Source organism: Mycoplana sp. BE70, from assembly GCF_031455855.1.
Classification (GTDB): domain Bacteria; phylum Pseudomonadota; class Alphaproteobacteria; order Rhizobiales; family Rhizobiaceae; genus Mycoplana.
Genome location: NZ_JAVDTM010000018.1, coordinates 13,375 through 36,085, shown reverse-complemented (window position 1 = coordinate 36,085; position 22,711 = coordinate 13,375). Strand labels below are relative to the sequence as shown.

26 protein-coding genes and 1 tRNA gene are annotated in these 22,711 nt (G+C 60.6%); 17 read left to right on the top strand and 10 right to left on the bottom strand.

The window, feature by feature from the left end:
* Nucleotides 1–24: 24 nt before the first annotated feature.
* Nucleotides 25–240, bottom strand: a complete 216-nt coding sequence (locus J2Y48_RS24085; RefSeq protein ID WP_310423751.1) for a DUF2842 domain-containing protein — start codon at nucleotides 238–240, stop codon at nucleotides 25–27.
* Nucleotides 241–364: 124 nt separating this feature from the next.
* On the opposite strand from J2Y48_RS24085, the gene J2Y48_RS24080 reads away from it, so the two are divergent.
* Complete coding sequence (locus J2Y48_RS24080; RefSeq protein ID WP_310423748.1) at nucleotides 365–1,471, top strand: COX15/CtaA family protein; 1,107 nt, start codon at nucleotides 365–367, stop codon at nucleotides 1,469–1,471.
* 118 nt (nucleotides 1,472–1,589) lie between these two features.
* On the opposite strand, the gene argC is transcribed toward J2Y48_RS24080, so the two are convergent.
* The 5 genes from argC to J2Y48_RS24055 all read right to left on the bottom strand — a co-directional run bounded on the left by argC (nucleotide 1,590) and on the right by J2Y48_RS24055 (nucleotide 5,410).
* A complete protein-coding gene (gene argC, locus J2Y48_RS24075; protein ID WP_310423745.1) occupies nucleotides 1,590–2,522 on the bottom strand; it encodes an N-acetyl-gamma-glutamyl-phosphate reductase in 933 nt (310 codons plus the stop codon).
* Nucleotides 2,523–2,670: 148 nt separating this feature from the next.
* A complete protein-coding gene (gene speB, locus J2Y48_RS24070; protein WP_310423742.1) occupies nucleotides 2,671–3,624 on the bottom strand; it encodes an agmatinase in 954 nt (317 codons plus the stop codon).
* 170 nt (nucleotides 3,625–3,794) lie between these two features.
* Nucleotides 3,795–4,268 carry a 30S ribosomal protein S9 gene (gene rpsI / locus J2Y48_RS24065; RefSeq protein WP_310423739.1) on the bottom strand — a complete coding sequence of 158 codons (474 nt, stop codon included), beginning with the start codon at nucleotides 4,266–4,268 and terminating at the stop codon, nucleotides 3,795–3,797.
* 2 nt (nucleotides 4,269–4,270) lie between these two features.
* Complete coding sequence (rplM, locus tag J2Y48_RS24060; RefSeq protein WP_310423735.1) at nucleotides 4,271–4,735, bottom strand: 50S ribosomal protein L13; 465 nt, start codon at nucleotides 4,733–4,735, stop codon at nucleotides 4,271–4,273.
* 225 nt (nucleotides 4,736–4,960) lie between these two features.
* A complete protein-coding gene (locus J2Y48_RS24055) occupies nucleotides 4,961–5,410 on the bottom strand; it encodes a PaaI family thioesterase (RefSeq protein WP_405030310.1) in 450 nt (149 codons plus the stop codon).
* 151 nt (nucleotides 5,411–5,561) lie between these two features.
* On the opposite strand from J2Y48_RS24055, the gene J2Y48_RS24050 reads away from it, so the two are divergent.
* Nucleotides 5,562–6,383 (top strand): enoyl-CoA hydratase, encoded by an 822-nt coding sequence (locus J2Y48_RS24050; protein WP_310423729.1) that lies wholly within the window; start codon nucleotides 5,562–5,564, stop codon nucleotides 6,381–6,383.
* 128 nt (nucleotides 6,384–6,511) lie between these two features.
* Entirely contained in the window at nucleotides 6,512–7,141 is a 630-nt protein-coding gene (locus tag J2Y48_RS24045) for a CatB-related O-acetyltransferase (protein WP_310423726.1), read from the top strand.
* A gap of 99 nt (nucleotides 7,142–7,240) precedes the next feature.
* On the opposite strand, the gene J2Y48_RS24040 is transcribed toward J2Y48_RS24045, so the two are convergent.
* The gene (locus tag J2Y48_RS24040) at nucleotides 7,241–8,056 is read right to left on the bottom strand and encodes a methyltransferase domain-containing protein (protein WP_310423830.1); all 816 of its coding nucleotides are present in this window, start codon (nucleotides 8,054–8,056) and stop codon (nucleotides 7,241–7,243) included.
* A gap of 107 nt (nucleotides 8,057–8,163) precedes the next feature.
* On the opposite strand from J2Y48_RS24040, the gene J2Y48_RS24035 reads away from it, so the two are divergent.
* The 4 genes from J2Y48_RS24035 (at nucleotide 8,164) to J2Y48_RS24020 (ending at nucleotide 11,725) form a co-directional block, all read left to right on the top strand.
* Nucleotides 8,164–9,294, top strand: coding sequence for an ABC transporter substrate-binding protein (locus tag J2Y48_RS24035; RefSeq protein WP_310423723.1), 1,131 nt, complete (start codon nucleotides 8,164–8,166; stop codon nucleotides 9,292–9,294).
* Between the two features lie 3 nt (nucleotides 9,295–9,297).
* Nucleotides 9,298–10,362 carry an iron ABC transporter permease gene (locus J2Y48_RS24030; RefSeq protein WP_310423720.1) on the top strand — a complete coding sequence of 355 codons (1,065 nt, stop codon included), beginning with the start codon at nucleotides 9,298–9,300 and terminating at the stop codon, nucleotides 10,360–10,362.
* Nucleotides 10,356–11,108: an ABC transporter ATP-binding protein gene (locus tag J2Y48_RS24025; protein ID WP_310423718.1), complete on the top strand. Its 753-nt coding sequence runs from the start codon at nucleotides 10,356–10,358 to the stop codon at nucleotides 11,106–11,108. Before J2Y48_RS24030 ends, J2Y48_RS24025 begins: the two co-directional genes overlap by 7 nt.
* Nucleotides 11,109–11,455: 347 nt before the next feature.
* Nucleotides 11,456–11,725, top strand: a complete 270-nt coding sequence (locus J2Y48_RS24020; RefSeq protein ID WP_310423715.1) for a hypothetical protein — start codon at nucleotides 11,456–11,458, stop codon at nucleotides 11,723–11,725.
* 85 nt (nucleotides 11,726–11,810) lie between these two features.
* Here the strand turns inward: J2Y48_RS24020 and J2Y48_RS24015 are convergent, their stop codons facing one another.
* A complete protein-coding gene (locus tag J2Y48_RS24015) occupies nucleotides 11,811–12,431 on the bottom strand; it encodes an SCO family protein (RefSeq protein WP_310423712.1) in 621 nt (206 codons plus the stop codon).
* Between the two features lie 507 nt (nucleotides 12,432–12,938).
* Here J2Y48_RS24015 and J2Y48_RS24010 point away from each other — a divergent pair.
* The 3 genes from J2Y48_RS24010 to J2Y48_RS24000 all read left to right on the top strand — a co-directional run bounded on the left by J2Y48_RS24010 (nucleotide 12,939) and on the right by J2Y48_RS24000 (nucleotide 15,264).
* Complete coding sequence (locus J2Y48_RS24010; protein WP_310423708.1) at nucleotides 12,939–13,277, top strand: hypothetical protein; 339 nt, start codon at nucleotides 12,939–12,941, stop codon at nucleotides 13,275–13,277.
* A gap of 200 nt (nucleotides 13,278–13,477) precedes the next feature.
* The gene (locus J2Y48_RS24005; RefSeq protein WP_310423827.1) at nucleotides 13,478–13,960 is read left to right on the top strand and encodes an N-acetyltransferase; all 483 of its coding nucleotides are present in this window, start codon (nucleotides 13,478–13,480) and stop codon (nucleotides 13,958–13,960) included.
* Between the two features lie 149 nt (nucleotides 13,961–14,109).
* Nucleotides 14,110–15,264 (top strand): cache domain-containing protein, encoded by a 1,155-nt coding sequence (locus J2Y48_RS24000; RefSeq protein ID WP_310423706.1) that lies wholly within the window; start codon nucleotides 14,110–14,112, stop codon nucleotides 15,262–15,264.
* Here J2Y48_RS24000 and J2Y48_RS23995 read toward each other — a convergent pair.
* Both J2Y48_RS23995 and J2Y48_RS23990 read right to left on the bottom strand, forming a co-directional pair.
* The gene (locus J2Y48_RS23995; RefSeq protein ID WP_310423703.1) at nucleotides 15,251–17,224 is read right to left on the bottom strand and encodes a glycosyltransferase; all 1,974 of its coding nucleotides are present in this window, start codon (nucleotides 17,222–17,224) and stop codon (nucleotides 15,251–15,253) included. The two genes, J2Y48_RS24000 and J2Y48_RS23995, sit on opposite strands and share 14 nt — an antisense overlap.
* A 1-nt stretch (nucleotide 17,225) precedes the next feature.
* Nucleotides 17,226–18,428: an HlyD family efflux transporter periplasmic adaptor subunit gene (locus tag J2Y48_RS23990; RefSeq protein WP_310423700.1), complete on the bottom strand. Its 1,203-nt coding sequence runs from the start codon at nucleotides 18,426–18,428 to the stop codon at nucleotides 17,226–17,228.
* A 506-nt stretch (nucleotides 18,429–18,934) separates the two neighbouring features.
* On the opposite strand from J2Y48_RS23990, the gene J2Y48_RS23985 reads away from it, so the two are divergent.
* The 7 genes from J2Y48_RS23985 to rplL all read left to right on the top strand — a co-directional run bounded on the left by J2Y48_RS23985 (nucleotide 18,935) and on the right by rplL (nucleotide 22,582).
* Nucleotides 18,935–19,010, top strand: a tRNA-Trp gene (locus J2Y48_RS23985).
* A gap of 187 nt (nucleotides 19,011–19,197) precedes the next feature.
* The gene (secE, locus tag J2Y48_RS23980; protein WP_310423697.1) at nucleotides 19,198–19,398 is read left to right on the top strand and encodes a preprotein translocase subunit SecE; all 201 of its coding nucleotides are present in this window, start codon (nucleotides 19,198–19,200) and stop codon (nucleotides 19,396–19,398) included.
* Between the two features lie 16 nt (nucleotides 19,399–19,414).
* Nucleotides 19,415–19,945 (top strand): transcription termination/antitermination protein NusG, encoded by a 531-nt coding sequence (nusG, locus tag J2Y48_RS23975; protein ID WP_310423694.1) that lies wholly within the window; start codon nucleotides 19,415–19,417, stop codon nucleotides 19,943–19,945.
* Between the two features lie 210 nt (nucleotides 19,946–20,155).
* Nucleotides 20,156–20,584 (top strand): 50S ribosomal protein L11, encoded by a 429-nt coding sequence (gene rplK / locus J2Y48_RS23970; RefSeq protein ID WP_310423691.1) that lies wholly within the window; start codon nucleotides 20,156–20,158, stop codon nucleotides 20,582–20,584.
* A gap of 4 nt (nucleotides 20,585–20,588) precedes the next feature.
* On the top strand, nucleotides 20,589–21,284 hold the full coding sequence (rplA, locus tag J2Y48_RS23965) for a 50S ribosomal protein L1 (protein WP_310423688.1): 696 nt from the start codon (nucleotides 20,589–20,591) through the stop codon (nucleotides 21,282–21,284).
* Nucleotides 21,285–21,625: 341 nt separating this feature from the next.
* Nucleotides 21,626–22,144 carry a 50S ribosomal protein L10 gene (gene rplJ, locus J2Y48_RS23960; RefSeq protein ID WP_310423685.1) on the top strand — a complete coding sequence of 173 codons (519 nt, stop codon included), beginning with the start codon at nucleotides 21,626–21,628 and terminating at the stop codon, nucleotides 22,142–22,144.
* A 60-nt stretch (nucleotides 22,145–22,204) separates the two neighbouring features.
* Nucleotides 22,205–22,582 (top strand): 50S ribosomal protein L7/L12, encoded by a 378-nt coding sequence (gene rplL / locus J2Y48_RS23955; protein ID WP_310423682.1) that lies wholly within the window; start codon nucleotides 22,205–22,207, stop codon nucleotides 22,580–22,582.
* Nucleotides 22,583–22,711 lie beyond the last annotated feature (129 nt).

Genomic DNA, 22,711 nt, shown 5'->3' with positions numbered 1-22,711 from the left:
TGGGCCAGTGCGGCCGGCCGTCCGTCAGTCTCGCGGCTTGGACGGCTTCTCCATCCACTTGATGATCAGCATTGCCGGGAGAATCCAAAGCAGCCCCGTGAAGAAGAAGTAGAGCATGTGGACCCACCAGGGCGATGTCGCCAGCGTCAGCGATGCCACGGTCGTCGCGACCAGCGCGTAGACGATGACGAGTATGATAATCAGGACTGTGCCGATCAGTTTGCGCAGGCGAGGGGGCATCGAGTTTCTCATTTCGTTGCGCGGGCAGGCCGGCAAAATCGCCGCGACCGGATGCCGCAAAGGTTTCAGGCTTGTTTTGCATGGCACGGTGATGCAAATCAACGCCGATAAGACAGGAGCCGCCATGACCACCACCGCCGCCGCCGCGACAGAACAGCAGCTGTTGAGCGACATTGATCGCAACGACCGTAACCGCCGGCTGGTGCGCCGCTGGCTTGCCGTAGTGTTGCTGACGTTGTTTGCACTCGTGCTCGTTGGCGGGGCGACGCGGCTGTCCGGATCGGGCCTTTCTATCACGGAATGGAAACCGATCCACGGCGTCATCCCGCCGTTGAATGCGGCCGAATGGCAGGAGGAGTTCGAGCTCTACAAGCGCATTCCGCAGTACTCCGAGCTGAACAGCGACATGACCGTGGAGAGCTTCAAGTCGATCTTCTGGTGGGAGTGGTGGCACAGGATCCTCGCCCGCTCCATCGGCTTGGTCTTCGCGCTGCCGCTGGTCTTCTTCTGGGCGACCGGACGGATCGAGCGGCGTTTGCGCTGGCCGCTCGTCGGCTTGCTGGCCCTCGGCGGCTTTCAGGGCTTTATCGGCTGGTGGATGGTGTCGTCCGGGCTTTCGGAACGGGTCTCCGTCAGCCAGTACCGGCTCGCCACCCATCTCGTCATCGCCTGTCTGATCTTTGCTGCTTGCACCTGGATAATGCGCGGCCTGTCACCGCATAGTGACGATCGGGCGCCGACGGCGCGATCGCGGGGAATGGCGGCGGCGATCGCCTGCATGGCCCTGTTTCAGATCTATCTCGGTGCGCTCGTCGCGGGGCTTCATGCGGGATTGACCTACAACACCTGGCCGCTCATGGACGGCGCTATCGTCCCGGGCGACCTGTTTATCCAGCAGCCGTGGTGGATCAACCTGTTCGAAAACCCCAAGACGGTTCAGTTCATCCATCGTTGTGGCGCCTATATACTTTGGGCGCTGGCCCTTGTGCACATGATCGCCTCGCTGCGCGCCGCACCTAATACCACCCATGCCCGCCGCACCGTCTTGCTGTTCGGTCTCATCAGCCTGCAGGCGTTGATCGGCATATTGACGCTGGTCTGGCAGGTGCCGTTTGGGTGGGCGCTTGCGCATCAGAGCTGCGCGCTCATCGTCCTCGGCTTTGCCGTCGCCCACTGGCGCGGTTTCGTCGGCCCGTATCCGAAAGAGGCGCGGATCGAAGTCGGGGCGTGACAGGCTGGGCTCGCCACCGCCGGAAATGTAGCAATACAATGAACGAAGGGCGCCGGTCCCGCTTGGACCGACGCCCTTCTGCATATCTGTCGGATGCCGATCGGTCGTATTCGGCCGCTCAGTTCCCCAGCATCAGATCCATATTCTGCACTGCAGCCCCCGAGGCCCCCTTGCCGAGATTGTCGAGCAGCGCCACGAGGTTGACGTGCGGCGCTCCGGCGGTGCCGAAGACGTAGAGCTTCATCCGGTCGGTATTCGCCAGTTCCACTGCGTTGATGCGCGCGAGGTTGGCGCTCTCCTTCAGGTCGACGACCTCGACGATGTCCTGCCCGGCATAATGGTCGGCGAGTGCCGCGTGAATGGTGCCAAGCGAAGCGCCATCGTTGAGGTCCGCCAGATAGAGCGGTACCTGCACGATCATCCCTTGCGGAAACTTGCCGACGGAGGGGGAGAAGAGGGGCGCGCGGGACAGAAGCCCGTGCACCTGCATCTCCGGTACGTGCTTGTGCTTCAGCGGCAGGCCGTAGAGGAAGTGCGGCGCGTCGATGTGGTCCGCGTTGTCGGCATCTTCCATCTGGGCGATCATCTGCTTGCCGCCGCCGGTGTAGCCGGAGACCGCGTTGACGGTGATCGGGTAGTCCTCCGGCAGGATGCCGGCGGCACGCAACGGCCGGATCAGGCCGATCGCGCCGGTCGGATAGCAGCCGGGATTGGCGACATAGAGGGCTCCGGCGATCCGTTCGGCTTGGCGCGAATCCATCTCGGCAAAGCCGTAAGCCCAGTCCGGATGGACGCGGTGGGCCGTCGAAGTGTCGATGATGCGCACCCTGTTGCTGCCCGCCACCATGGCGACGGCCTCTTTCGCGGCGTCGTCCGGCAGGCAGAGGATGGCGATGTCGGCGCTGTTGAGCAGGTCCTCGCGCATCGCATTGTTGCGGCGCTCGGCTTCCGGGATCGACAGGAGTTCGACGTCGGTGCGGTCGGCCATGCGCGTGCGGATCTGCAAGCCGGTCGTGCCGTGTTCGCCATCGATGAAGATCTTCGGTCTCATGGGGATGCCTTTCAGTCTGCCGGGCTGCGGGTGCTCTGGGTCAGGACTGCCGCCATGCACTGGTGCCCAGCGCGGCCAGCCGTTCGCCATGGAGAGGCTATAACGCCTCCCCATGGCGCTTTCAATGCGCGCGTATTGCCGGGCCGGTCTAACGCCGTTCGGCCAGCCAGCCGGCCCGCAGGCCGAGCATGTACATCGCGATCGTCGAGCCGGCGATGGCGGTGATGTCGGCGTGGTCATAGGCCGGCGCGACCTCGACGACGTCGGCTCCCTTGATGTGCAGCGCGCCGAGTTTGCGCAGCACGGAGAGGATCTTGGCGCTCGAGGGGCCGCCGGAAACGGGCGTGCCCGTGCCAGGGGCGTAGGCGGGGTCCAGGCAGTCGATGTCGAACGTCATGTAGCAGGGGCGGTCGCCGACATGGCGCAGGATCGTATCGGCAATGGCGTCGGCGGTCATTTCCTCGACCTGGTAGCCGTACATGATGCGGATGCCACAGTCCTCGGGCGCATGGGTGCGGATGCCGATCTGGATCGAACTGTCGGGATCGATGACGCCGTCCTTGACAGCGCGGCCGACGAAGGAGCCGTGGTCGATGCGACCCTTCTCGTCGCCCCAGGTGTCCTGGTGTGCATCGAACTGCACCAGCGACAGCGGCCCATGGATCGCCGCGTGCGCCTTCAGCACCGGCCAGGTGACGAAATGATCGCCGCCGAGGGTGAGCAGGAAGGCGCCGGATTTGAGAATTTTTGCGGCCTCGCGCTCGATCGTGGCCGGCGTCTTCTGGTGATTGCCGTAGTCGAGCAGGCAGTCGCCGTAGTCGATCACCGCCATGTTCTCGAACAGATCCTGCTGGAACGGATACTGCGGATCGTTGTCCATGATCGCCGATGCCCGGCGGATCGCCTGCGGCCCGAAGCGCGCGCCGGGACGGTTGGAGGTGGCTGCATCGAAGGGGATGCCCCAGACGACGGCATCGACGTCCTTCAGGCTCTTCGTATAGCGGCGGCGCATGAAGGAGAGGATACCGGCATGCGTCGGGTCCGAGGCAGCGCTCTTGAGCGTTTTCGCGGTAATCGCGTGATCGATGGTCTTGTTGGCCAATTTGTCCTCCTGAAATGCGCCGGGAACGTGGACAATCGGCGGACGGATGGCAAGGGGGGAGGAGTGCGAATTTATTGGCCCGCGGGGCCGGTGTGCCTCACCAAGTCACAGGGCAAAGAAAAAGGCGGGGCCGAAGCCCCGCCTTCCAGATGCGTGATCCGCGAGCGCGATTAGCGCTTCGAGAACTGGAACGAACGGCGGGCCTTGGCCTTGCCGTACTTCTTGCGCTCGACGACGCGGCTGTCGCGGGTCAGGAAGCCGCCCTTCTTCAGGACCGAGCGCAGGCCCGGTTCGAAGTAGGTCAGCGCCTTGGACAGGCCGTGACGAACGGCACCGGCCTGGCCGGAGAGACCGCCGCCGGCAACGGTTGCGTCGATGTCGAACTGGCCTTCGCGGGCCGCAGCGACGATCGGCTGCTGCAGGATCATCTGCAGGACCGGACGGGCGAAGTAGGCTCCGTGCGGCTTGCCGTTGATGGTGATCTTGCCGGAGCCCGGCTTGATCCACACGCGGGCGACGGCGTCCTTGCGCTTGCCGGTCGCGTAGGAGCGGCCCTGGGCGTCAACCTTCTTGACGTGAACCGGGGCAGAAGCCGGAGCGGCTGCGACCGCGCCGAGATCCTTCAGGGAAGAGAGGTCAGCCATTATCAGGCGCTCCTTACGTTCTTGCTGTTCAGCTTGGCGACGTCGAGGACGGTCGGCTGCTGTGCTTCATGCGGATGGTTCGGGCCTGCATAGACGCGCAGGTTCTTCATCTGACGACGGCCAAGCGGGCCGCGCGGAACCATGCGCTCGACGGCCTTCTCGAGAACGCGCTCCGGGAAGCGGCCTTCGATGATCTGGCGAGCGGTGCGCTCCTTGATGCCACCCGGATGGCCGGTGTGCCAGTAGTACGTCTTGTCGGAGTACTTCTTGCCGGTCAGCGCGACCTTCTCGGCGTTGATGACGATGACGTTGTCGCCGTCGTCGACGTGAGGGGTGTAGGTGGCCTTATGCTTGCCACGCAGGTGATTTGCGATGATGGAGGCGAGGCGACCGACAACGAGGCCTTCGGCGTCGATGATGATCCACTTCTTTTCCACCTCGGCGGGCTTCTGTACGAAGGTTGCCATGGTAAAACTCTTTTCGTTCGGACCCGAGACGATGCCCGGGCGTTTCTTGTTGCTTGGCTTGGCAGGCTTGAAATATGCCAAAAACGAAAGCGGCCCGTGAGGACCGCGATCCGCGCCAGCTTATAGGCGAGGCGTCGCCGGGCGTCAAGCGCGGGGTTTCAGGTAGTTGTTTAAATAAACGTTTAGATTCAATGGCTTATTGTTGCGGTATTATGTTACCACAAGTTACCGCGGCGGAATCGAATAGGTTGCGGTGGCGTGCGCGACCAGTTCGTCGTCTACTCCCGTCGAAATCGACACCTCGATCACGGCGAGTCGCTTGCCGAGTTTGAGGAGCCGGCTGGTGCAGGAGAGGGCGCCCGGCTCCGGCTTTCTCAGGAAATTGATGTTGAGATTGGTGGTGACGGCAAGAGCGACCGGACCGATATGGGCCAGCACCGCGCAATAGGCCGTGACATCGGCGAGCGCGAACATCGTCGGGCCCGAAACGGTGCCGCCCGGACGCAGGTGTTTCTCCGACGGTGCCAGTCGCATCGTCACGCTGCCCGGTTCGACTGCCGTCACCTCGAACAGCTTGCCGTCGGTGTGAATCTCGGGAAAATCGGTCTCGAGAAAACGGTTCAGTTCGGAGACCGTCATGACCGGGGTGAGTTTGGTTTCCATGCTGGTCTCCATTTCTTTCGGTTCAAGCTTTCTTAGAGGTCAAGGCCGACCGGCGGCAATTGGCGAAAGGTCCGACTGGCGAGGAGCTTAGCCAGAGACACTTGAAAGGCCACTCCCGTCCGCGTACCACGGTTCAACGACGACGACGACACGGGAGATGGCCATGGCCGATGTGGTGCACTTGCGCAAAGAGGATGCCGGCGGGCTGGTGCTGAAGGAGCAGACCGGTGCGGTCCTGCGCCTCACCCTCAACAATCCGCCGGCCAATGTGCTGTCGATCGCGCTGATGGAGGCGCTGTCTGCGGCACTGGACGCAGCAGCCGCGGACGGGGCCGTTCGCGTGGTCGTGCTGGCTTCGACCGGCAACATCTTTTCCGCCGGCCACGACCTGAAGGAGATGACCGCGCACCGCTCCGATGCCGACAACGGCGGGGCCTTTTTCGAAAAGACGCTGCGGATGTGCGCCGACCTGATGCTGAAGATCGCAGGCCTGCCGCAGCCGGTGATTGCCGAAATCGACGGGCTCGCGACGGCGGCAGGGTGTCAACTCGTCGCCACCGCCGATCTGGCGATTTGCACCGACACTTCGACCTTCTGCACCCCGGGCGTCAACATCGGCCTGTTCTGTTCCACGCCGATGGTGGCGGTGACGCGAGCGGCACACCCGAAGCAGGCGATGGAAATGCTGCTCACCGGCGAGACGATCGACGCCTCGACCGCCAAGGATTTCGGCCTCGTCAACCGCATCGTGCCGAAGCAGTACCTGCGCCAGGTCGTCGACAAGTACGCCGCGGTGATCGCGTCGAAGTCGCCGGAGGCGCTGAAAATCGGCAAGGCCGCCTATCGCGCGCAGGCCGGGCTGCCGCTGCCCGAAGCCTATGACAAGGCCGTGTCGGTCATGGTCGACAACATGCTTCGCGACGATGCGAAGGAGGGCATCGGCGCCTTCCTCGGCAAGCGGATGCCGGAGTGGAAGGGCGAATAGGCTCGTCTTCGTCCTTGTATTCGCAACCAACCCGTAGATCGTCCTCAAAGCGTCGATCCAACTCGTACAGCCAGCCCACAGAAAGTTGTTGTAATATGGTAGAGAGCGGCCCGTCGAAACATTGGTCCGTGGTAGAACTCCTGCACGAGACCGTGAAAAATCCGAACATCCATATCCGTGGGACGCACAGCTATTACAGCGCTGCGTGGACAGGCTCATTCGAGGAGAGCGTCGTTCGCTATCACTATGGAGATGAGTACAGCCTCAAGACATGGGAACCCATGTGGCCAATCGATCAGCTCTATATAGGCGACTACGTATGCATCGGTGCAGAAGCTGTCATTTTGATGGGTGGCAATCACACGCACCGGACCGACTGGTTCAGCCTTTATCCGTTTCCTGAGGTCATTCGTGATGCTTACATCGGTAAGGGCGACACCACGCTCGGCGACGGAGCTTGGATTGGAATGCGGGCGATGATCATGCCGGGCGTCACTATTGGCGAAGGCGCGGTGGTGGCTTCTGGGGCTATCGTCACGAAAGATGTTGCACCCTACACGATCGTGGCTGGTAACCCTGCCGCTCCCATTCGCCAGCGTTTTCCGGCAGACACAGTCAAGAAGCTTCTCGAGCTCGATATCTACAAATGGCACGAGGCTAAGTTCGACGCCTTGAAGTCATTCGTTTCAGCCGATGATATTGAAGCGCTCGTCGCTGCTTCAGCCGAGTACGATCAAAAACAAGGCACGACCACTTAGGGTCGAACGCAGTCGTCGAGCCTTGTTCGCCTTGCGCCAATAGGCGGACATAGATGAGCGAACTGTTGGCGGCGACCGCTTTTGGGGCGGCAGACTAGCCTACTGCTTGGACGGCATGCCTGTAGCCATGGGCTTGCTTGCGACAATGGCGTACCGGTGCTGAAGGCCGCGCGCCATCGCCTTGAGGAAGTTCCAGTTCTTTGCCTGCGCCCGGTGAATTGCGCGGAGATTGGTGTCGACTGTGATTGCCTCGAAGCCGGCCTTCTCGAGCAGGTTGGCTACCGCGTCGGCGCGTGCCCCTTCCGAAAAGTGGACGCGCGCCAGGATGCTCTTGTGACGCTCGGCCATGTGTGGTGCCTGCACTGGATCTGGCCGCACGAGACCCGCCTTCTCCAGCATCGCCGCCAGATGTCTTGCGATTCTCTCACCGCGGCCCACGTCAACGAAGTCACCATCGATGACCAGGAGCCGGCCACCGGGTTTCAACACACGCAGCCACTCGCGGAAACAGGCTTCGGGATCGACCAGCGTCCAGACCAGGTGCCGGTTGATCATCACGTCGAAACTGTCGCCCGCCTCCATCGTGTTCTCGGCGTCTCCAACATAAAAACGGATTGAGCGGTTTCGCTGTTTCGCCTTTGCCCGTGCCCGCTCCAGCATTGCCTCCGACCAGTCCAATCCGGTCACCTCGAAGCCGACATCGTCCATCAGGTGAGAGATGACCCCTGTGCCGCTGGCCAAATCGAGCGCTTTACGGCCATGCCCCGGCCCCAGGTGTTTGCAGATGAGCTGCTGCCATGCCTGTCTCTCGGTTTCAGAAAAAATCTCGTGTCCCGGCGACAGGTCGAAGGTTGCTGCGCGTTCAGACCAATAGGCTTTGATGTCCTCGCGCAGACCGTGATTGTGACCATGCATGTGAGCGTTTCCCGCGAACGTTGTTTCGAATTTCTCTAAAAGATAAAACTTGACTATTGCAATCATAAAATAATAGACGGCGCGCAATTTCCACTGGAGACAGTTCAATGCGCCTCAACCTCAAAGCTACGGCCCTCTCGGCCGCGATGCTGCTGTCCACCGTCTGGCCGGCACTGGCCGACACCATCACACTCAAGGACGTGACCGGCCGTGACGTGGAGGTGAGCGTTCCGGTGAAACACGTCATTCTGGGCGAGGGGCGGCAAATCTATTTCCTGGCCGCTCTCAACAAGGAAAATCCGTTTGAGCAAGTCGTCGGCTGGCGCGACGACCTGCCGAAGGCCGATCCGGAGACCTACGCGGCCTATCTCGCGAAGTATCCGGAGATTGCCAAGCTGCCGACCTTCGGCGGCATGAAGGATGGCACCTTCGACATCGAACAGGCGGTCGCCCTCAAGCCCGACGTCATCCTGATGAACGTCGACGCGAAGACCGCGACGGAAGAGGCGGGCTATATCGAGAAGCTCGGCAAGATCGGCATCCCGCTGGTCTATGTCGATTTCCGCGAAAAGCCGATGGAAAACACCGAACCCAGCATGCGCATCATGGGCAAGCTGATGGCGAAGGAACAACTGGCCGAGGATTTCATCAAGTTCCGGTCTGACAGCATTGTCCGCGTCACGGAGGTCCTGGCGAAGGCCAATCCGCAGAAACCGGTCGTCTTCGTAGAGCGTGCAGGCGGCTATTCCGACGATTGCTGCATGTCCTTCGGCAACGAGAATTTCGGCAAGATGGTCGAGATTGCCGGTGGCATCAACATGGCCAAGGACATCATTCCCGGCACCTTCGGCACGGTGAATCCCGAGCAGATCATCGCCTCGAACCCGGAACAGGTCATCATCACCGGCGGGATGTGGGATGCGTTCGTGCCCGGTGGCGACTGGGTCGGCGTCGGCTATGGTGCAGACATCAACGAAGCGCGCGCAAAGCTCGAGAAGCTGACCGAGCGCCCCGCCTTCACAGGCGTCAAAGCCGTGAAGGACCGCCAGGTTCATGCGATCTGGCACCAATTCTACAACAACCCCTATCAGTTCGTGGCCATCCAGGAGATCGCCAAGTGGCTGCATCCCGAACTGTTCCAGGACCTCGATCCCGAGGCGACCTTCAAGGAACTGCACGAACGCTTCCTGCCGCTTGACTACAAGCCCGGGTACTTCGTCTCGCTGAAGGACGAGTAGGCGATGGCCAGCGTGGCGCAGCAACCGGTCGCCGCGGGGCGGGAGCGCTATCGCGCTCTCGCCCTCAGGCGCATCTTCATTCTCATGCTGCTGACGGCTGCATTGGCATTCAGCATGGCCGCCGACATGGCGCTCGGCCCGGCGCGTTACTCGCTGGCTGACGTGCTCAAGGCGCTCTTTCATCCAGCGGAGGTGGGCGATCAGCTTCGCGTCGTGATTTGGGACATCCGCATGCCGATCGCCCTGATGGCGGTGACGGTCGGCGCGTCGCTTTCGGTCGCCGGCGCACAGATGCAAACCATTCTGTCTAATCCTCTAGCAAGCCCGTTCACGCTCGGAATCTCCGCGGCCGCCAGCTTCGGCGCAGCGCTGGCGCTGGTGACGGGCGTCGCACTCTTCCCGGCTGCTCTCCAGTACATGGTGCCTCTGAATGCGTTCCTGATGGCCATGGTGGCAGCGCTGTTTATCCACTTCGCCTCCACCATGCGGGGTGTGACCGTCGAGACGATTGTCCTTCTCGGCATCGCGCTCGTCTTCACCTTCAACGCGGCGCTTTCACTGCTCGAGTATCTCGCTTCGGAGCAGGCGCTCGCAGCCGTGGTGTTCTGGACAATGGGCAGCCTGACGAAGGCGACCTGGGGCAAGGTCTACGTCACCGCGACGATCCTCGTTCTGACCGTGCCGCTCTTCATGAAGAACGCCTGGGCACTGACCGCCCTTCGCCTCGGTGACGACAAAGCCGCCAGCATGGGCGTCAAGGTCCGCAGCCTCCGCCTGCAAACGCTGCTCACCGTCAGTCTCCTCGCGGCAATTCCCGTCTCTTTCGTCGGAACGATCGGTTTCGTCGGGCTCGTGGGGCCGCATATCGCCCGCATGGTGGTGGGTGAGGACCAGCGGTTCTTCCTGCCGGGCTCCCTCATTTGCGGCGCGCTGCTTCTGTCGGTCACGTCCGTCGTCAGCAAGATACTGATCCCAGGTGCGATTCTGCCGATCGGCGTCATCACCGCCGTCGTCGGCGTTCCGTTCTTCTTCGTGCTCATTTTCAGTAACAGGAGGCGGGCATGGTAGCCCTCGCTTTCAAGGACGTCGGTGCCTCCTACGGGCGCAAGACGGTGCTTTCCAATGTCGGCATAGACGCGCTGAAGAGTGGCAGCCTCACCGCCATAATCGGCCCCAATGCAGCGGGAAAGTCGACACTGTTCAGGCGCGTCGCCGGGCTGATTTCAGGGCCGGGTGTCGTGCATTTGTCAGATACCAAGCGCGGTGATCGCGCCATCTGTTACATGCCGCAGGATACGGGAGCGAATGCCGTCCTGAGCGTCTATGAGTCCATCCTGCTGTCCGCCAAGCAAGGCGGCGGCTGGCGGGTCCACGACGACGAGCTCTTTGAGATCGATGCGATTTTGAAAGCGCTGCGGATCGAGGATCTGGCCTTCCGCGGTTTGGGTGAATTGTCGGGCGGCCAGCGCCAGCTTGTCTCCCTCGCGCAGGCGTTGGTCCGCAAGCCGGAAGTGCTTCTGATGGACGAGCCGACCTCGGCGCTCGACCTGCATCGACAGATCGAGGTTCTGGATTTCGTCAGCGGACTTGCCGGCAAGACCGGTATGATTGTCCTGGTGGCCCTGCATGACCTGAACCATGTGCTGCGCTACTGCGAGCAGGTCATCGTCGTTGCCGACGGTGAGATGGTTGTCAGCGGCCCAACTGCGGAAGTCATCAATTCCGACATGTTGCGTGATATCTACAAGGTCACAGCGCGTATCGAAGCCTGTTCGAAGGGCCATCGGTTCATTCTCGTGGACGGATTGGCATAGCGCGCTTCTGGGGAGATGCGCACGCCACCTGGCTGCTCGGCGGCGACTGCTTCATACTCTCGACCAGCCCTGTCCGCTTCGGCCAAAAGCGCGCGGCTTCGAGCAATTCGAGGCAACTCGTGCTGTATCAGGCCAATGCACCGTCAGCTTGTCAATCCGGTGATTGCCGGAAGCGCAAGTGGTTGATTGAGGACACCCTTTCCCGCCGGACGTGCCGGGCAGAAGCCGGCTGCAATCTGGCGTGTTCAGCTATATTTTGGGTGTAAAACGCGGCGCGCGATATTGACCTTGACGGCAGAATCCGTTGGTTTTTATGATCAGTTTTCGAGGTTGAGGCGGAGGTGATCATGCTCGTTTTGATGTTTGCGACCGTCCTGGCGTTGACGGCCGCGCAGCCGACCGTCGAAGACCTGCAAACGGACTTTGAAACGGCGCGGCCGTGCCAGCACGAGGTCGATGGTCGTGAGGTCTGGGAGGGAAAAAAGGCTTTCTTCATAGCCTCATACACGAAACAGGCTGCGGAACTGGACCCCAGCCTTGTCGGGGCTGATGCCGTTCTTCGCGACGATAATTCCCCCGATGTTATTGGCGAGTTTGAGACGGCTTGTTCGGACTAAAGCGCGGCAGCATAGGCCACGTCGAAGCTATCCGGAAACTGAAGCGAGTTGTCACCTTGGCGGACAAATAGGCCCGCATGCGGCTCTATTGCTTCGCGCCAACGATGAGATTGCGGATTTTCTGTAGCCTGACTTCGCGCGGCTCATGCATATCAAGAGTTCCGCGGAAACTGCCGTCGGCGTTCATCAGATAAACGACCGCGGTGTGATCCATCGTGTAGCCGCCGTCGATGGGAACCTTGCGAGCGTATGCGGCGAAAGCCTTCACCGCCGTATTCGTCTGATCCGCGGTGCCCCGCAGCGCCGTGATCCGGGGATCGAAGGAGGTCATGTAGAGTTCCAGCAGTTCCCGCGTATCGCGTTCCGGATCGACGGTAATGAACACCACATTGAGCTTGTCGCCGTCCAGCCCGAGCTCCTTCATCAGGTCGGTCAGTTCGAAAAGAGTCGTCGGGCAGACATCCGGACAATGCGTAAAACCGAAGAATGCGAGATACGGCTTACCGGCCAGCGTGCCGTTGTTCACCACCGCCCCCCGATGTGACGTCAGTTCGAACGGCTTGCCGACCGCAGAGGCCGAAGCTTCCGGCATGACCACGCCAACGGCCCGCCTTGGTGGCAGGATGTAGCCGAAGACGAACAGCGCCGTTGCGGCGGCGGCGACGAGAGTCCAGGCGACCAGGTGGAAAGTCCGAAGTCTTGTCATGATGCGTGCCCCCAATTGCCATCGGCGCATGGCAATAGCCCGTCAAGCCACCAGAGGGTCAAGCCGACGGTGCGCGAATGCGGCAATCTGCCCTTGATCCTGTGGTCTCGGAGACTTTGTTCCGGGGATGCTTTCTGCCAACTTCGTAGCCCCGTCGCGCCTCAGAAGCTCTCTGAAACTCGGATGCATGCCTGCATCGACATAGGCGGACACCGAGAGAGGAGGATCGCCGCAGACCGATATCCTCGGCTGCTGTCGCGTAATCTCGAACAAAGCGTAGCCGTCATGACATTTGGTGAGGCAAAGGCCGGTTTGGACGACAGAGAGAAAGCGCGAGGCAGTCGTTCACTCCTCGAGTCCTTTTTTGTCCGCTGAGGGTCGACTGCCGTCATGGCGCAGAAGCGCCATGCGCGGCCATTCTACCCTTCGCGCCACGATGGAATTCCATGGGTGCTTTTGGCGCGCGCAGTGTAAGCTGACACTTATTCAAGACCATGGAGGTGGCTCATGCCCCGTTTCCTTGCCGTTTACACCATCAAGCCCGAAGACATCGTGTCTTTTCGAAGCCTGCCGAAAGCCGAGCAGGATGCTGTCGATGCTATCGGCGTCGGACAGTGGGCGGCGTGGGAGGAAAGAAACGCTGCGTCTATCCTTGATCGTGGCGGCATGGTGGGAAAGACGACGCGCATCACCAGGGATGGCGTCAACGACGCGGTCAATCCATTCTGCGGCTATCTGGTGGTTGAGGCTGAAACCGCAGATGCCGCCGCAAGGCTTTTTCAGGACCACCCCCACATTACCGTCTTTCCCGGCGACGGCGTCGATATCATGCCGTTTGTAACCTGACTTCTTTGCTGGACCGTCCCACGATGGCGAGTGTGAGCCCTGTCGAGCCAGGAGCGGCGCGCGTGCTCAAGGACGAGGGCAATAAACGAGGGAATCAGCGCGCTCGTCCTGAGCCGTTCCGACCGATGAAAGCTGTTGCAGTCCGCCCAGGCATGCGATAGGCGCGTTGCGTGCGCACTATGCCGACAGTAGGTGAAGCAATGCTAATCCGCCCCGCAAGCAACGACGATCGAAGCGCCATCTGGAGGATTATTGGTCCTACAATCCGCGCGGGTGAGACCTATACCCTCGACCGCAATCTTAGCGAAAGCGATGCGCTGGATTACTGGATGAGTCCGGATCGGGAAACGTTCGTCGTGGAAGAGAATGGCCTGATTTTGGGCACATACTACATCCGAGCGAATCGGACGGGCGGCGGGCAACATGTCTGCAACTGCGGCTACATGACCGACCCAACGGCAAGTGGCCGAGGTGTGGCCCGCCAGATGCACGAGCACTCGCTCGCTCATGCCCGCGCGAAAGGCTTCCGGGCGATGCAGTTCAACTTCGTCGTCAGCAGCAACGAACGCGCGGTGCGGCTGTGGCAATCGCTCGGATTTGAGATCGTCGGCCGGCTTCCGGAAGCGTTCCTTCATCCCTCCCTCGGCTACGTCGACGCCTTCGTGATGTTTCGCAAGCTTTAAGCGGCAGCGTATGCCGCGAGGGGGCACGCGACAGACGCCACCATTCCGTTAGTTTCTCCCCAACCTGGACCATGGGTCCTAAGAACTGGCACTGGCCCGACCTCTCAGTCTGCCATATGGGTCACGGGCAGACGCTGGAGGAAACTGGAATGGCAGATAGCGAACGACGGCCTTCGGCACCGTCCTTGGCAACCGTAACCATCGCCTTTGTGCTGGTCAGTGGCTTGATTGGGCTCGCCATCGCTTACGAGGTCATAAGCGACCGGGCGCGGGCATTCGAACAAGCAAGCCTGACAAGGGCGGTAGAAACCCGGGTCAAGGGGGTGCAGGTCGCGTTGGCCCAGGCCTTATATAGGGAGTGGGGCAATCTCACCTCGGTTCGCCGGACCCTAAGTCCCGGCAATCCGGCACGGACAAAAGATCAGCTCAGCACACTTGCTGGTGAAGGCACGGTCATTTCCTGGGCCGGATTTTCGAACAGCGAAGGCCAGGTGGTTGCAGCCTCCAACGATCTCCTGCTTGGTGCCGATGCCAGCTCCCGACCCTGGTTCCAGCGGGGATTGCAGGGCGATTTTGCCGGCGACGTTCATGAATCTGTTTTGCTGGCCTCCAAACTGCCTCCAGCGGCCGACGGGCGACCGCCGAGTTTACTCGATTTGGCGGCCCCCATCGCCGGACCGGATGGCACCGTCGCCGGGGTGTTGAGCCTTCACCTCAACTTCGACTGGGCGCAGACGCTTGTCGAAGAGCTGGCCGAAGCCATGAACCTGGAGCTCTTCGTCGTCAATCCGGAAGGGAGAGCGGTCCTTGCGAGCGACGGCGGCAACTATGCAGACCTCGACATTCCAAGCTTTCGCATGGCGAGGGCTGGGGCATCCGGCGTCAACGTGGAGACCTGGCCGGATGGAAAGCTCTACTTCACCGCGACCGTTCCGGAGCTTGCTTACCGCGGACTGCCGAAGTTCGGTTGGAACATCATCGCCCGAATCGATGCTGACGCCGTCATCCGGCCGGCGCAGGCGATGTCTAATGAGGTGCTGGTCAACCTCATGCTCTTCGGGTTGCTGCTCGTGCTGCTGACGCTTCTCTTTATCGTGGCCTACATCCGCCCCTTCCGCGCTCTGGCCGGCAATGCCAGCGCCATCGCCCAAGGGGAGGACGTCTATCCATACGAAAGCGGTCGTACCTCGGAGTTGTCCACGATCGGCGCAGCACTTGCCCGTCTTCAGGGATACGCCCGGAGCACGTCCGAAGAAGAGGGCAGTTTTGAGCAAGTCGGCAGAGCCCGCCCTAGCGACGGATAAGCCTGCTGATCCCGTCGCTCAGGATGCCGCTCATCCGGGTCGATGTGATGCTGGGGACGCTGCCTTCTGCGTAGAGCCTGCGCAGAAGCGCGTCGTACTGATCGGGCTGCATCGACAAGGAGAGGACGCCGCCGTCGGCGGTGCTTTCGATCACGGTGGCGGGCATGACCCCGACGCCACGGATCTTGATCTCCAGACGATGGCCGGCATCGAGCGCCAATCCGCGAATCCGTGCGCTCTGCTGCGTCAGGTCCGTCATCCATACCCGCCTGAGCGCGCCGCCGACGGAAATCACGACACGTTCCGGCTGGTCCGCAAAGTGTTTCTCGATCCTCGGGAGTTCCACGCAAACCGCAAGCGTAACGCCGAGGACGACCAGATTGTAGAGCGTCCAGAACAGGATGATGACCTTGCCGTCGCCGGCGTCGTTGTGGGCAAAGTGATCGGAAAAGATGCCGATCAGGAGACCGGCAAAGGTCAACGCGGCCAGGACGGCAAACGGTATCATGAGCCGCCACTGGACCACGACCTTCGTCCGGTCGCCGCCCTTTGCCGTGACGCTGAACGGGTGGCCCTTCGGTTTGATCAGTCCCACGACCGCTGCCCGGGTAATCGGTATTGCACCGAGCAGTTGCCCAACGTCGTTTACGATCGGGACAACCATTCCGGAGGAAATGAAATTCAGGACGAAGAGTACCCAGATGATGTAGGGGCCAAAATACCGGATGACATCAGAAACGCTCGCGTCCACCACGGCGATGTTGAAAAACCAAAACAGCAGCGGGAATGTCATCGCCGCCAGCCGGAAGGAGAAGGTGGTGAGCCAATAGAAAACCGAATCCATGACACTCCACCGGTCGCGCAGTCGCAGCCGGTTTTTTGCGAGTGGGCCTAGACGGCCGCGGGCGATCTGCATCAGCCCCAGGCACCACCGTGCGCGTTGGGTGACATACTCCTTCAATCCCTCTGGAGCCAGGCCTTCCGTCAGCGGCTCGTTCAGGTAGACGGTACGGAAGCCGATTTCCTGAAGCGCGAGCGTGAGCATGAAATCTTCTGTGATGCTGTCGGTCGGAAAGCCTCCGGCTGCCTGCACGGCATCCCAGCGGATCACGGACGACGTTCCACAGCAGAAGGCAATTCCCCAAGCATCGCGGCTTGGCTGCAGGTGGTCGAAAAAGAACCGCTGCTCGTCAGGGTAGGAGCGGCTCAGGCCGAGGTTGTGCTGAATGGGGTCGGGGTTGAAGAAGTGCTGGGGCGTCTGGACCAGGCCGACCTTGCTGTCATGGAACAGCGCAAGGGCGCGTGGAATAAAGTCCCTATGAGGCACGAAGTCGGCATCCAGGACCGCAACGAACTCAGGAGGGGCGGGATCAGCCGCCAAAACTCCGAGCGCGTGGTTGATATTCCCCGCCTTTGAGCCCTTGTTGTCGGGGCGCCTCAGGTATCTTGTGCCCCGGTCTTCGCAGTAATCACGCAGCCAATCGCGGCGGCCGTCGTCCAGGACTAGAACCTCGCAATTCGGGTGGTCGCTCGCGACCGCGCCAACGATTGTCCGTTCCAGCACCGATAGCTCTTCATTGTATGTGGCGATGAGGATTGCCACCCGAGGAGCAGCCGCCGGCTCCCACCAACTCTGGTGCTGATCAACCTCTGCGGTGCGCGAACGGGTTCGACCAAGGATGACCAGGGAACTGATGGACGACATCAGGGCCGCCGCTTCCAGGATGAAGAAGGACCAGCTGAACAGGCAGTCCCAGGTCAAACCGGCGGGAGCAAGCGTCTCCGAGCCTCTCCACCAGATGTACCGGAGAGACAGGCCTATCGCGATCGCGAAAAGGAGGCCCCGATGAACATTGTTGCGCGGATCGAGAAGCGCCGGCAGAAGCAGCACCAGACCCATTGCGAGGAAAATCGCGGCATAGGCGGACTGCGCTTCGCTCACATGATACCAAACGGACATGTCAGGCCCAGAGCCGCCTGATCCAGTCGAGCGGTCGGCTGTCGAAGAAGACACGGCCAGTGCGACCGATGAGGCAGCTCAAGCTTTGGTCCTCACGCAGCGCGGGGACATCCAAGGTGACGTCAAAACGTTGGAGGTGGCGCTGGCTGGGTTTTATGGCCAGGTTCTCATAGATCGTCGCGGTGCCAGAACCGGCGAGACGTGTAACAGTGCCATCCAACAGCCGAGAACTGCCATCCAGCCGAAAGCTTACTCGGTCACCGTGGGTGATTGTGTTGTAAACACTCTCCGACACCGAAAGGCTGACGATCACGGTGCCGCAGTCGACCAGCCTGAGGAGGTCCTGTCCATTCTGAACGGTCTCGTTGGAAGCAGCGAGATAGTCCCAAATCAGTCCGTTGACATTTGACTCCAGCGTGGCCGAGGAGAGCCGGTTGACCCTGCCACGTTCAGAGGCGATGCGTGTGTCGATCGACCTTAGCGAAGCCGTTTGCGCGTCGAGTTGCGCCTGAAGCTCTGCCTTCTGCACCTCTAGTTCTGAGATGCGTTGTTCCGAATAGGGAGCATCATTGTAACCATCGCCGAGAAAAATGCCCCTTTCCGCGGCGGCTAGCCCGATACTTGACACCGCGCCTTGCTGCTGCGCGTTCTTAAGTTCCAGTTCAGACACTTCGGCAAGGGAACGCGCCTCGTCAAGAGACTCGGCGGCCTGGATCCCACGCTCGCTTAGGCGGGTGGATCGCTCAAGACGGGTATTTGCGTGGCGCAGGCGAGCTGCTGCAGCGGCGCTGAGGGAAGCTGCGGCATCCACCTGTGCTCGCAATTGTTGAGTTCGCTCTTCAAGGTAAACGGCGGCGCGCGTCCGCAATTTGTCAATGGCGCTTGCCAAGGACTGTATTGTCACCGCCATACGATCAACATTCGCCTGGTGGACTGCTCGCTCATTGATGAGGTCGGCCAGCCTGACGTCATCGACACGTCGGCCGGAGATCGTGCCGATGGGATCGTTAACACCCACCCGGGCGCCCAATGGGCGGTCGGTAAGTTGAAGACTGCCGGCGATCGGGGCTCTAAGCGTGGTTATCCGGGCATTTACGAAAGCATTGCCGCTTGCACCGGATAACTGTTCGCCAATGATTATGAACAACGCACCAGCGATAACGATCAGACCCACAACGATCCGCAGCAACTTCATCCGGCTCATCCACTCCACCTCGACTCACAGAACTGAATCATGAAGGACACGAAAGGTTCAATCTTTACTGATCCGTATGAAATCATGCTCAACAAGTGGTAAACGGACCCGGCCATGTCGGCTCCGGCAGTGTGCGAGCTCGGACCCAACGTGTCGTCAATCACCCTCTTGAGGCGATCGTCAGATGGACAGGCCTCCTGGATCTCTCCGGCATAGGTGGGGCAGGCGGGCAACTTCGGCTCGAAAGGTCGCTGATCCGGCCTTCCGTGGTCACAACGGCCGAACCTTCCCGAATTCGTTGGAAGCGATGCCTGTCTTAAATAGCTGATTGGATGGTATAAAAAGACCTGTGGACGAAATCTGAGCTTCAGAAACCTGCTCAATGCTTGGTCGCCTTCATTGATGTGAAAAATGAGACAACACCCTTGCCAATGTGCCGTTCGCGTCTTAAAGGAGCGCCATGCTTGTTGTTTAGCCCTCGACTCGATCGGGTTGGGGCTATGAGCGCAGCATAAAGGGGTATAGCTCAGTTGGTAGAGCGGCGGTCTCCAAAACCGCAGGTCGGGGGTTCGAGCCCCTCTGCCCCTGCCATTCGCACATCAGCGCAGCGCCGTCTGGGCGGATGGCGGAAGGCGAACCGGACGGAGGCGTCCATTTTCGGGAAAAGCGTGTTTACCTCTTGTGAAAAGAAGAATCGCGCTTTATGTAGGGCAAAACAGACACGCGGTGCGTGGGGCTGAGGTTTCGGCTTTACGCGCCGTAATGGCGTGGGCATTCAATGGCATCCAAAACGAATCCGATAGCGTTTCTGCAGCAGGTTCGCTCCGAAGCGTCGAAAGTGACTTGGCCGTCGCGGCGCGAGACGATGATCTCGACCGTGATGGTGTTCATTATGGTCTTCTTCGCCGCATTGTTCTTTTTTGCTGCGGACCAGCTGATGGGTTGGCTGATTGGCCTGATCCTGCACGTCGGTATGTGATTGGGTGGAGATGATCATGGCTTCGCGTTGGTACATTGTTCACGCCTATTCGAATTTCGAGAAGAAGGTTGCTGAATCGATCGAGGAGAAGGCTCGCCAGAAGGGGCTTGAGCATCTTTTCGAGAAGATTCTGGTGCCGACCGAGAAGGTCGTTGAGGTGCGTCGTGGCCGCAAGGTCGATGCAGAGCGCAAGTTCTTTCCGGGCTACGTTCTGGTGCGTGCCAACCTGACGGATGAGGCCTACCATCTCATCAAGAATACCCCAAAGGTGACCGGTTTCCTCGGTTCCGATAATAAGCCGATTCCGATTCCGGATCACGAGGCCGAGCGGATCCTTGGTCAGGTGCAGGAAGGTGTTGATCGGCCGAAGCCGTCGATTTCCTTCGAGATCGGTGAGCAGGTTCGCGTTTCCGACGGCCCGTTCGCGTCGTTCAACGGGATTGTCCAGGATGTCGACGAAGAGCGTTCTCGCCTGAAGGTTGAGGTTTCGATCTTCGGTCGCGCCACCCCGGTCGAGCTGGAATACGGCCAGGTCGAAAAAATCTGATAACCGGCGCCGGAGGAGTGAGTTACGTTCGGCGCGGTTCGAGTTCCGGCTCCTTAAGAGCCGGTGCGGGAGTTCCCGCAATCGCGTGGAAGGATGGGTGCCTAAAGCCGGGTGCCACGTTCCGCACCACGCAACCGCAGCCGTCGTCCGCTTTATGCGGGCGGCATGAATGACCGGGCAACCGGTCGCGTACAGAAAAGGCAGAGAGAAATGGCTAAGAAAGTTGCAGGCCAGCTCAAGCTGCAGGTTTCGGCAGGTTCGGCAAACCCGTCCCCGCCGATTGGTCCTGCGCTTGGTCAGCGTGGCATTAACATCATGGAATTCTGCAAGGCGTTCAATGCCGCCACGCAGGAAATGGAAAAGGGTATGCCGATTCCGGTCGTCATCACCTATTACCAGGACAAGTCCTTCACTTTTGTGATGAAGCAGCCGCCGGTCACCTACTTCCTCAAGAAGGAAGCGGGCCTGAAGTCGGGTTCCAAGGCTCCGGGCAAGACGAAGGCTGGCACCATCACCGAGGCTCAGATCCGCAAGATCGCCGAAGCCAAGATGAAGGACCTGAATGCTGCCGACGTAGAAGGCGCAATGGCAATGGTCGCGGGTTCGGCTCGCTCCATGGGCCTGGAAGTGGTGGGCTGAGACCATGGCGAAGATTGCAAAGCGTATTCAGAAGATCCGTGAAGGGATCGATCCGACCAAGCTCGTCGCCCTCGGCGACGCAATCGCTCTGGTGAAGGAGCGGGCAACGGCGAAGTTCGACGAAACCGTCGAAATCGCGATGAACCTCGGCGTCGACCCGCGCCATGCCGACCAGATGGTCCGTGGCGTTGTCAACCTGCCGAACGGCACCGGCCGCTCGGTTCGCGTCGCCGTTTTCGCCCGTGGCGCCAAGGCCGACGAAGCCAAGGCCGCTGGTGCGGACATCGTCGGCGCGGAAGACCTGCTGGAAATCGTCCAGGGCGGCAAGATCGACTTCGATCGCTGCATCGCCACCCCGGACATGATGCCGCTCGTCGGCCGCCTCGGTAAGGTTCTCGGCCCGCGTGGCATGATGCCGAACCCGAAGGTTGGCACCGTCACGATGGATGTCGCCGGCGCTGTGAAGGCGTCCAAGGGCGGCGCTGTCGAGTTCCGCGTCGAGAAGGCCGGCATCATTCACGCCGGTATCGGCAAGGCTTCCTTCGACGCCAAGGCGCTCGAAGAGAACATCAAGGCCTTTGCTGACGCCGTCATCAAGGCGAAGCCGACCGGGGCGAAGGGCAACTACGTCAAGCGCGTAGCGATCTCCTCGACCATGGGCCCGGGCGTCAAGATCGACCCGTCGACCGTAACGGCTTAACGATTTCGCCGGACCATGCGTCCGGCGTACCAAGAATTCCCGGTCATGTCTGGCCGGGAATTTCCGGGGAAACCCGGAATTCCTGTCCGAGATTGCAGGTGGTTGGCCCTTAATCACTTTGCCTGCATGAGACGGGTAAGACCTGGATTTCGACCCCGTAGCGATACGCGGAAAAGATTCGGTTCGAACCTACCTTGCCTTGTGCCCCGGCCGAAAGGTCGAGCGCGAGGGGACAGGATCCTCGAGCGTCGCTCGGGATCGTCGATGAGATGATCCCTGGCGGCAAAGGCAAACCCGATGGGGACTGCGGCAATCGTAGCCCCGTCAACTGGAGATAGGCAGTGGAAAGAGCGGAAAAACGCGAATTCGTCACGGAGCTGAACGAAGTCTTCAAGGCTTCCGGTTCGGTTGTCGTGGCCCGCTATGCCGGTATCACCGTTGCACAGATGAACGATCTTCGTTCGAAGATGCGTGCAGCGGGCGGAACCGTCAAAGTCGCGAAGAACCGCCTGGCCAAGATTGCCCTTCAGGGTACGGAGTCGGAAGGGATCACCGATCTCTTCCAGGGTCAGACGCTCATTGCATATGCAAATGATCCGATGACCGCTCCGAAGGTTGCCATGGATTTCGCCAAGACCAACGACAAGCTCGTTGTTCTCGGTGGCGCCATGGGTGCGACCACGCTCGACGCCGATGCAGTCAAGTCGCTTGCGACCCTGCCGTCGTTGGACGAGCTGCGTGCGAAGCTGCTGGGCCTGCTGAATGCCCCGGCAACGCGCGTCGCCACGGTCGTTGCAGCACCGGCAAGCCAGCTTGCTCGTGTGTTCGCCGCCTACGCCAAGAAGGACGAAGCCGCTTGAGGCGGTTTTTCGCTGTAAATCAAACAACCCAGTTCGAACCGAACAAAAGGAACTACCAAAATGGCTGATCTCGCAAAGATCGTTGAAGACCTCTCCTCGCTGACCGTCCTGGAAGCCGCTGAGCTTTCCAAGATGCTCGAAGAAAAGTGGGGCGTTTCGGCTGCTGCTCCGGTAGCTGTTGCTGCTGCTGGCGGCGGTGCTGCTCCGGCTGCTGCTGAAGAAGAAAAGACCGAGTTCGACGTCATCCTCGTTGATGCCGGCGCGAACAAGATCAACGTCATCAAGGAAGTCCGCGCCATCACCGGCCTCGGCCTCAAGGAAGCCAAGGACCTCGTCGAAGGCGCTCCGAAGCCGGTCAAGGAAGCCGTTTCCAAGGCTGAAGCCGCTGACCTCAAGAAGAAGCTTGAAGACGCCGGCGCCAAGGTCGACGTCAAGTAATATCGGAATGTGCCGGGGAAGGGTCTCCTTCCCCGGTCATTTCCCCCGAACTGATTACCCAAGATCCGTCAAAAACGGCTCTTGGGTAATGGGTTCTCAAGAGGATGGTCCCAAACCGAACCGCTTCAG

What these genes read in the sequence shown, in the direction of transcription:
- J2Y48_RS24085 (WP_310423751.1), bottom strand. Translation starts at nt 240, where the DNA reads ATGCCCCCTCGCCTGCGCAAACTGATCGGCACAGTCCTGATTATCATA.
- J2Y48_RS24080 (WP_310423748.1), top strand. Translation starts at nt 365, where the DNA reads ATGACCACCACCGCCGCCGCCGCGACAGAACAGCAGCTGTTGAGCGAC.
- argC (WP_310423745.1), bottom strand. Translation starts at nt 2,522, where the DNA reads ATGAGACCGAAGATCTTCATCGATGGCGAACACGGCACGACCGGCTTG.
- rpsI (WP_310423739.1), bottom strand. Translation starts at nt 4,268, where the DNA reads ATGGCTGACCTCTCTTCCCTGAAGGATCTCGGCGCGGTCGCAGCCGCT.
- rplM (WP_310423735.1), bottom strand. Translation starts at nt 4,735, where the DNA reads ATGGCAACCTTCGTACAGAAGCCCGCCGAGGTGGAAAAGAAGTGGATC.
- J2Y48_RS24055 (WP_405030310.1), bottom strand. Translation starts at nt 5,410, where the DNA reads ATGGAGACCAGCATGGAAACCAAACTCACCCCGGTCATGACGGTCTCC.
- J2Y48_RS24050 (WP_310423729.1), top strand. Translation starts at nt 5,562, where the DNA reads ATGGCCGATGTGGTGCACTTGCGCAAAGAGGATGCCGGCGGGCTGGTG.
- J2Y48_RS24040 (WP_310423830.1), bottom strand. Translation starts at nt 8,056, where the DNA reads ATGCATGGTCACAATCACGGTCTGCGCGAGGACATCAAAGCCTATTGG.
- J2Y48_RS24035 (WP_310423723.1), top strand. Translation starts at nt 8,164, where the DNA reads ATGCGCCTCAACCTCAAAGCTACGGCCCTCTCGGCCGCGATGCTGCTG.
- J2Y48_RS24030 (WP_310423720.1), top strand. Translation starts at nt 9,298, where the DNA reads ATGGCCAGCGTGGCGCAGCAACCGGTCGCCGCGGGGCGGGAGCGCTAT.
- J2Y48_RS24025 (WP_310423718.1), top strand. Translation starts at nt 10,356, where the DNA reads ATGGTAGCCCTCGCTTTCAAGGACGTCGGTGCCTCCTACGGGCGCAAG.
- J2Y48_RS24020 (WP_310423715.1), top strand. Translation starts at nt 11,456, where the DNA reads ATGCTCGTTTTGATGTTTGCGACCGTCCTGGCGTTGACGGCCGCGCAG.
- J2Y48_RS24015 (WP_310423712.1), bottom strand. Translation starts at nt 12,431, where the DNA reads ATGACAAGACTTCGGACTTTCCACCTGGTCGCCTGGACTCTCGTCGCC.
- J2Y48_RS24010 (WP_310423708.1), top strand. Translation starts at nt 12,939, where the DNA reads ATGCCCCGTTTCCTTGCCGTTTACACCATCAAGCCCGAAGACATCGTG.
- J2Y48_RS24005 (WP_310423827.1), top strand. Translation starts at nt 13,478, where the DNA reads ATGCTAATCCGCCCCGCAAGCAACGACGATCGAAGCGCCATCTGGAGG.
- J2Y48_RS24000 (WP_310423706.1), top strand. Translation starts at nt 14,110, where the DNA reads ATGGCAGATAGCGAACGACGGCCTTCGGCACCGTCCTTGGCAACCGTA.
- J2Y48_RS23995 (WP_310423703.1), bottom strand. Translation starts at nt 17,224, where the DNA reads ATGTCCGTTTGGTATCATGTGAGCGAAGCGCAGTCCGCCTATGCCGCG.
- J2Y48_RS23990 (WP_310423700.1), bottom strand. Translation starts at nt 18,428, where the DNA reads ATGAGCCGGATGAAGTTGCTGCGGATCGTTGTGGGTCTGATCGTTATC.
- secE (WP_310423697.1), top strand. Translation starts at nt 19,198, where the DNA reads ATGGCATCCAAAACGAATCCGATAGCGTTTCTGCAGCAGGTTCGCTCC.
- nusG (WP_310423694.1), top strand. Translation starts at nt 19,415, where the DNA reads ATGGCTTCGCGTTGGTACATTGTTCACGCCTATTCGAATTTCGAGAAG.
- rplK (WP_310423691.1), top strand. Translation starts at nt 20,156, where the DNA reads ATGGCTAAGAAAGTTGCAGGCCAGCTCAAGCTGCAGGTTTCGGCAGGT.
- rplA (WP_310423688.1), top strand. Translation starts at nt 20,589, where the DNA reads ATGGCGAAGATTGCAAAGCGTATTCAGAAGATCCGTGAAGGGATCGAT.
- rplL (WP_310423682.1), top strand. Translation starts at nt 22,205, where the DNA reads ATGGCTGATCTCGCAAAGATCGTTGAAGACCTCTCCTCGCTGACCGTC.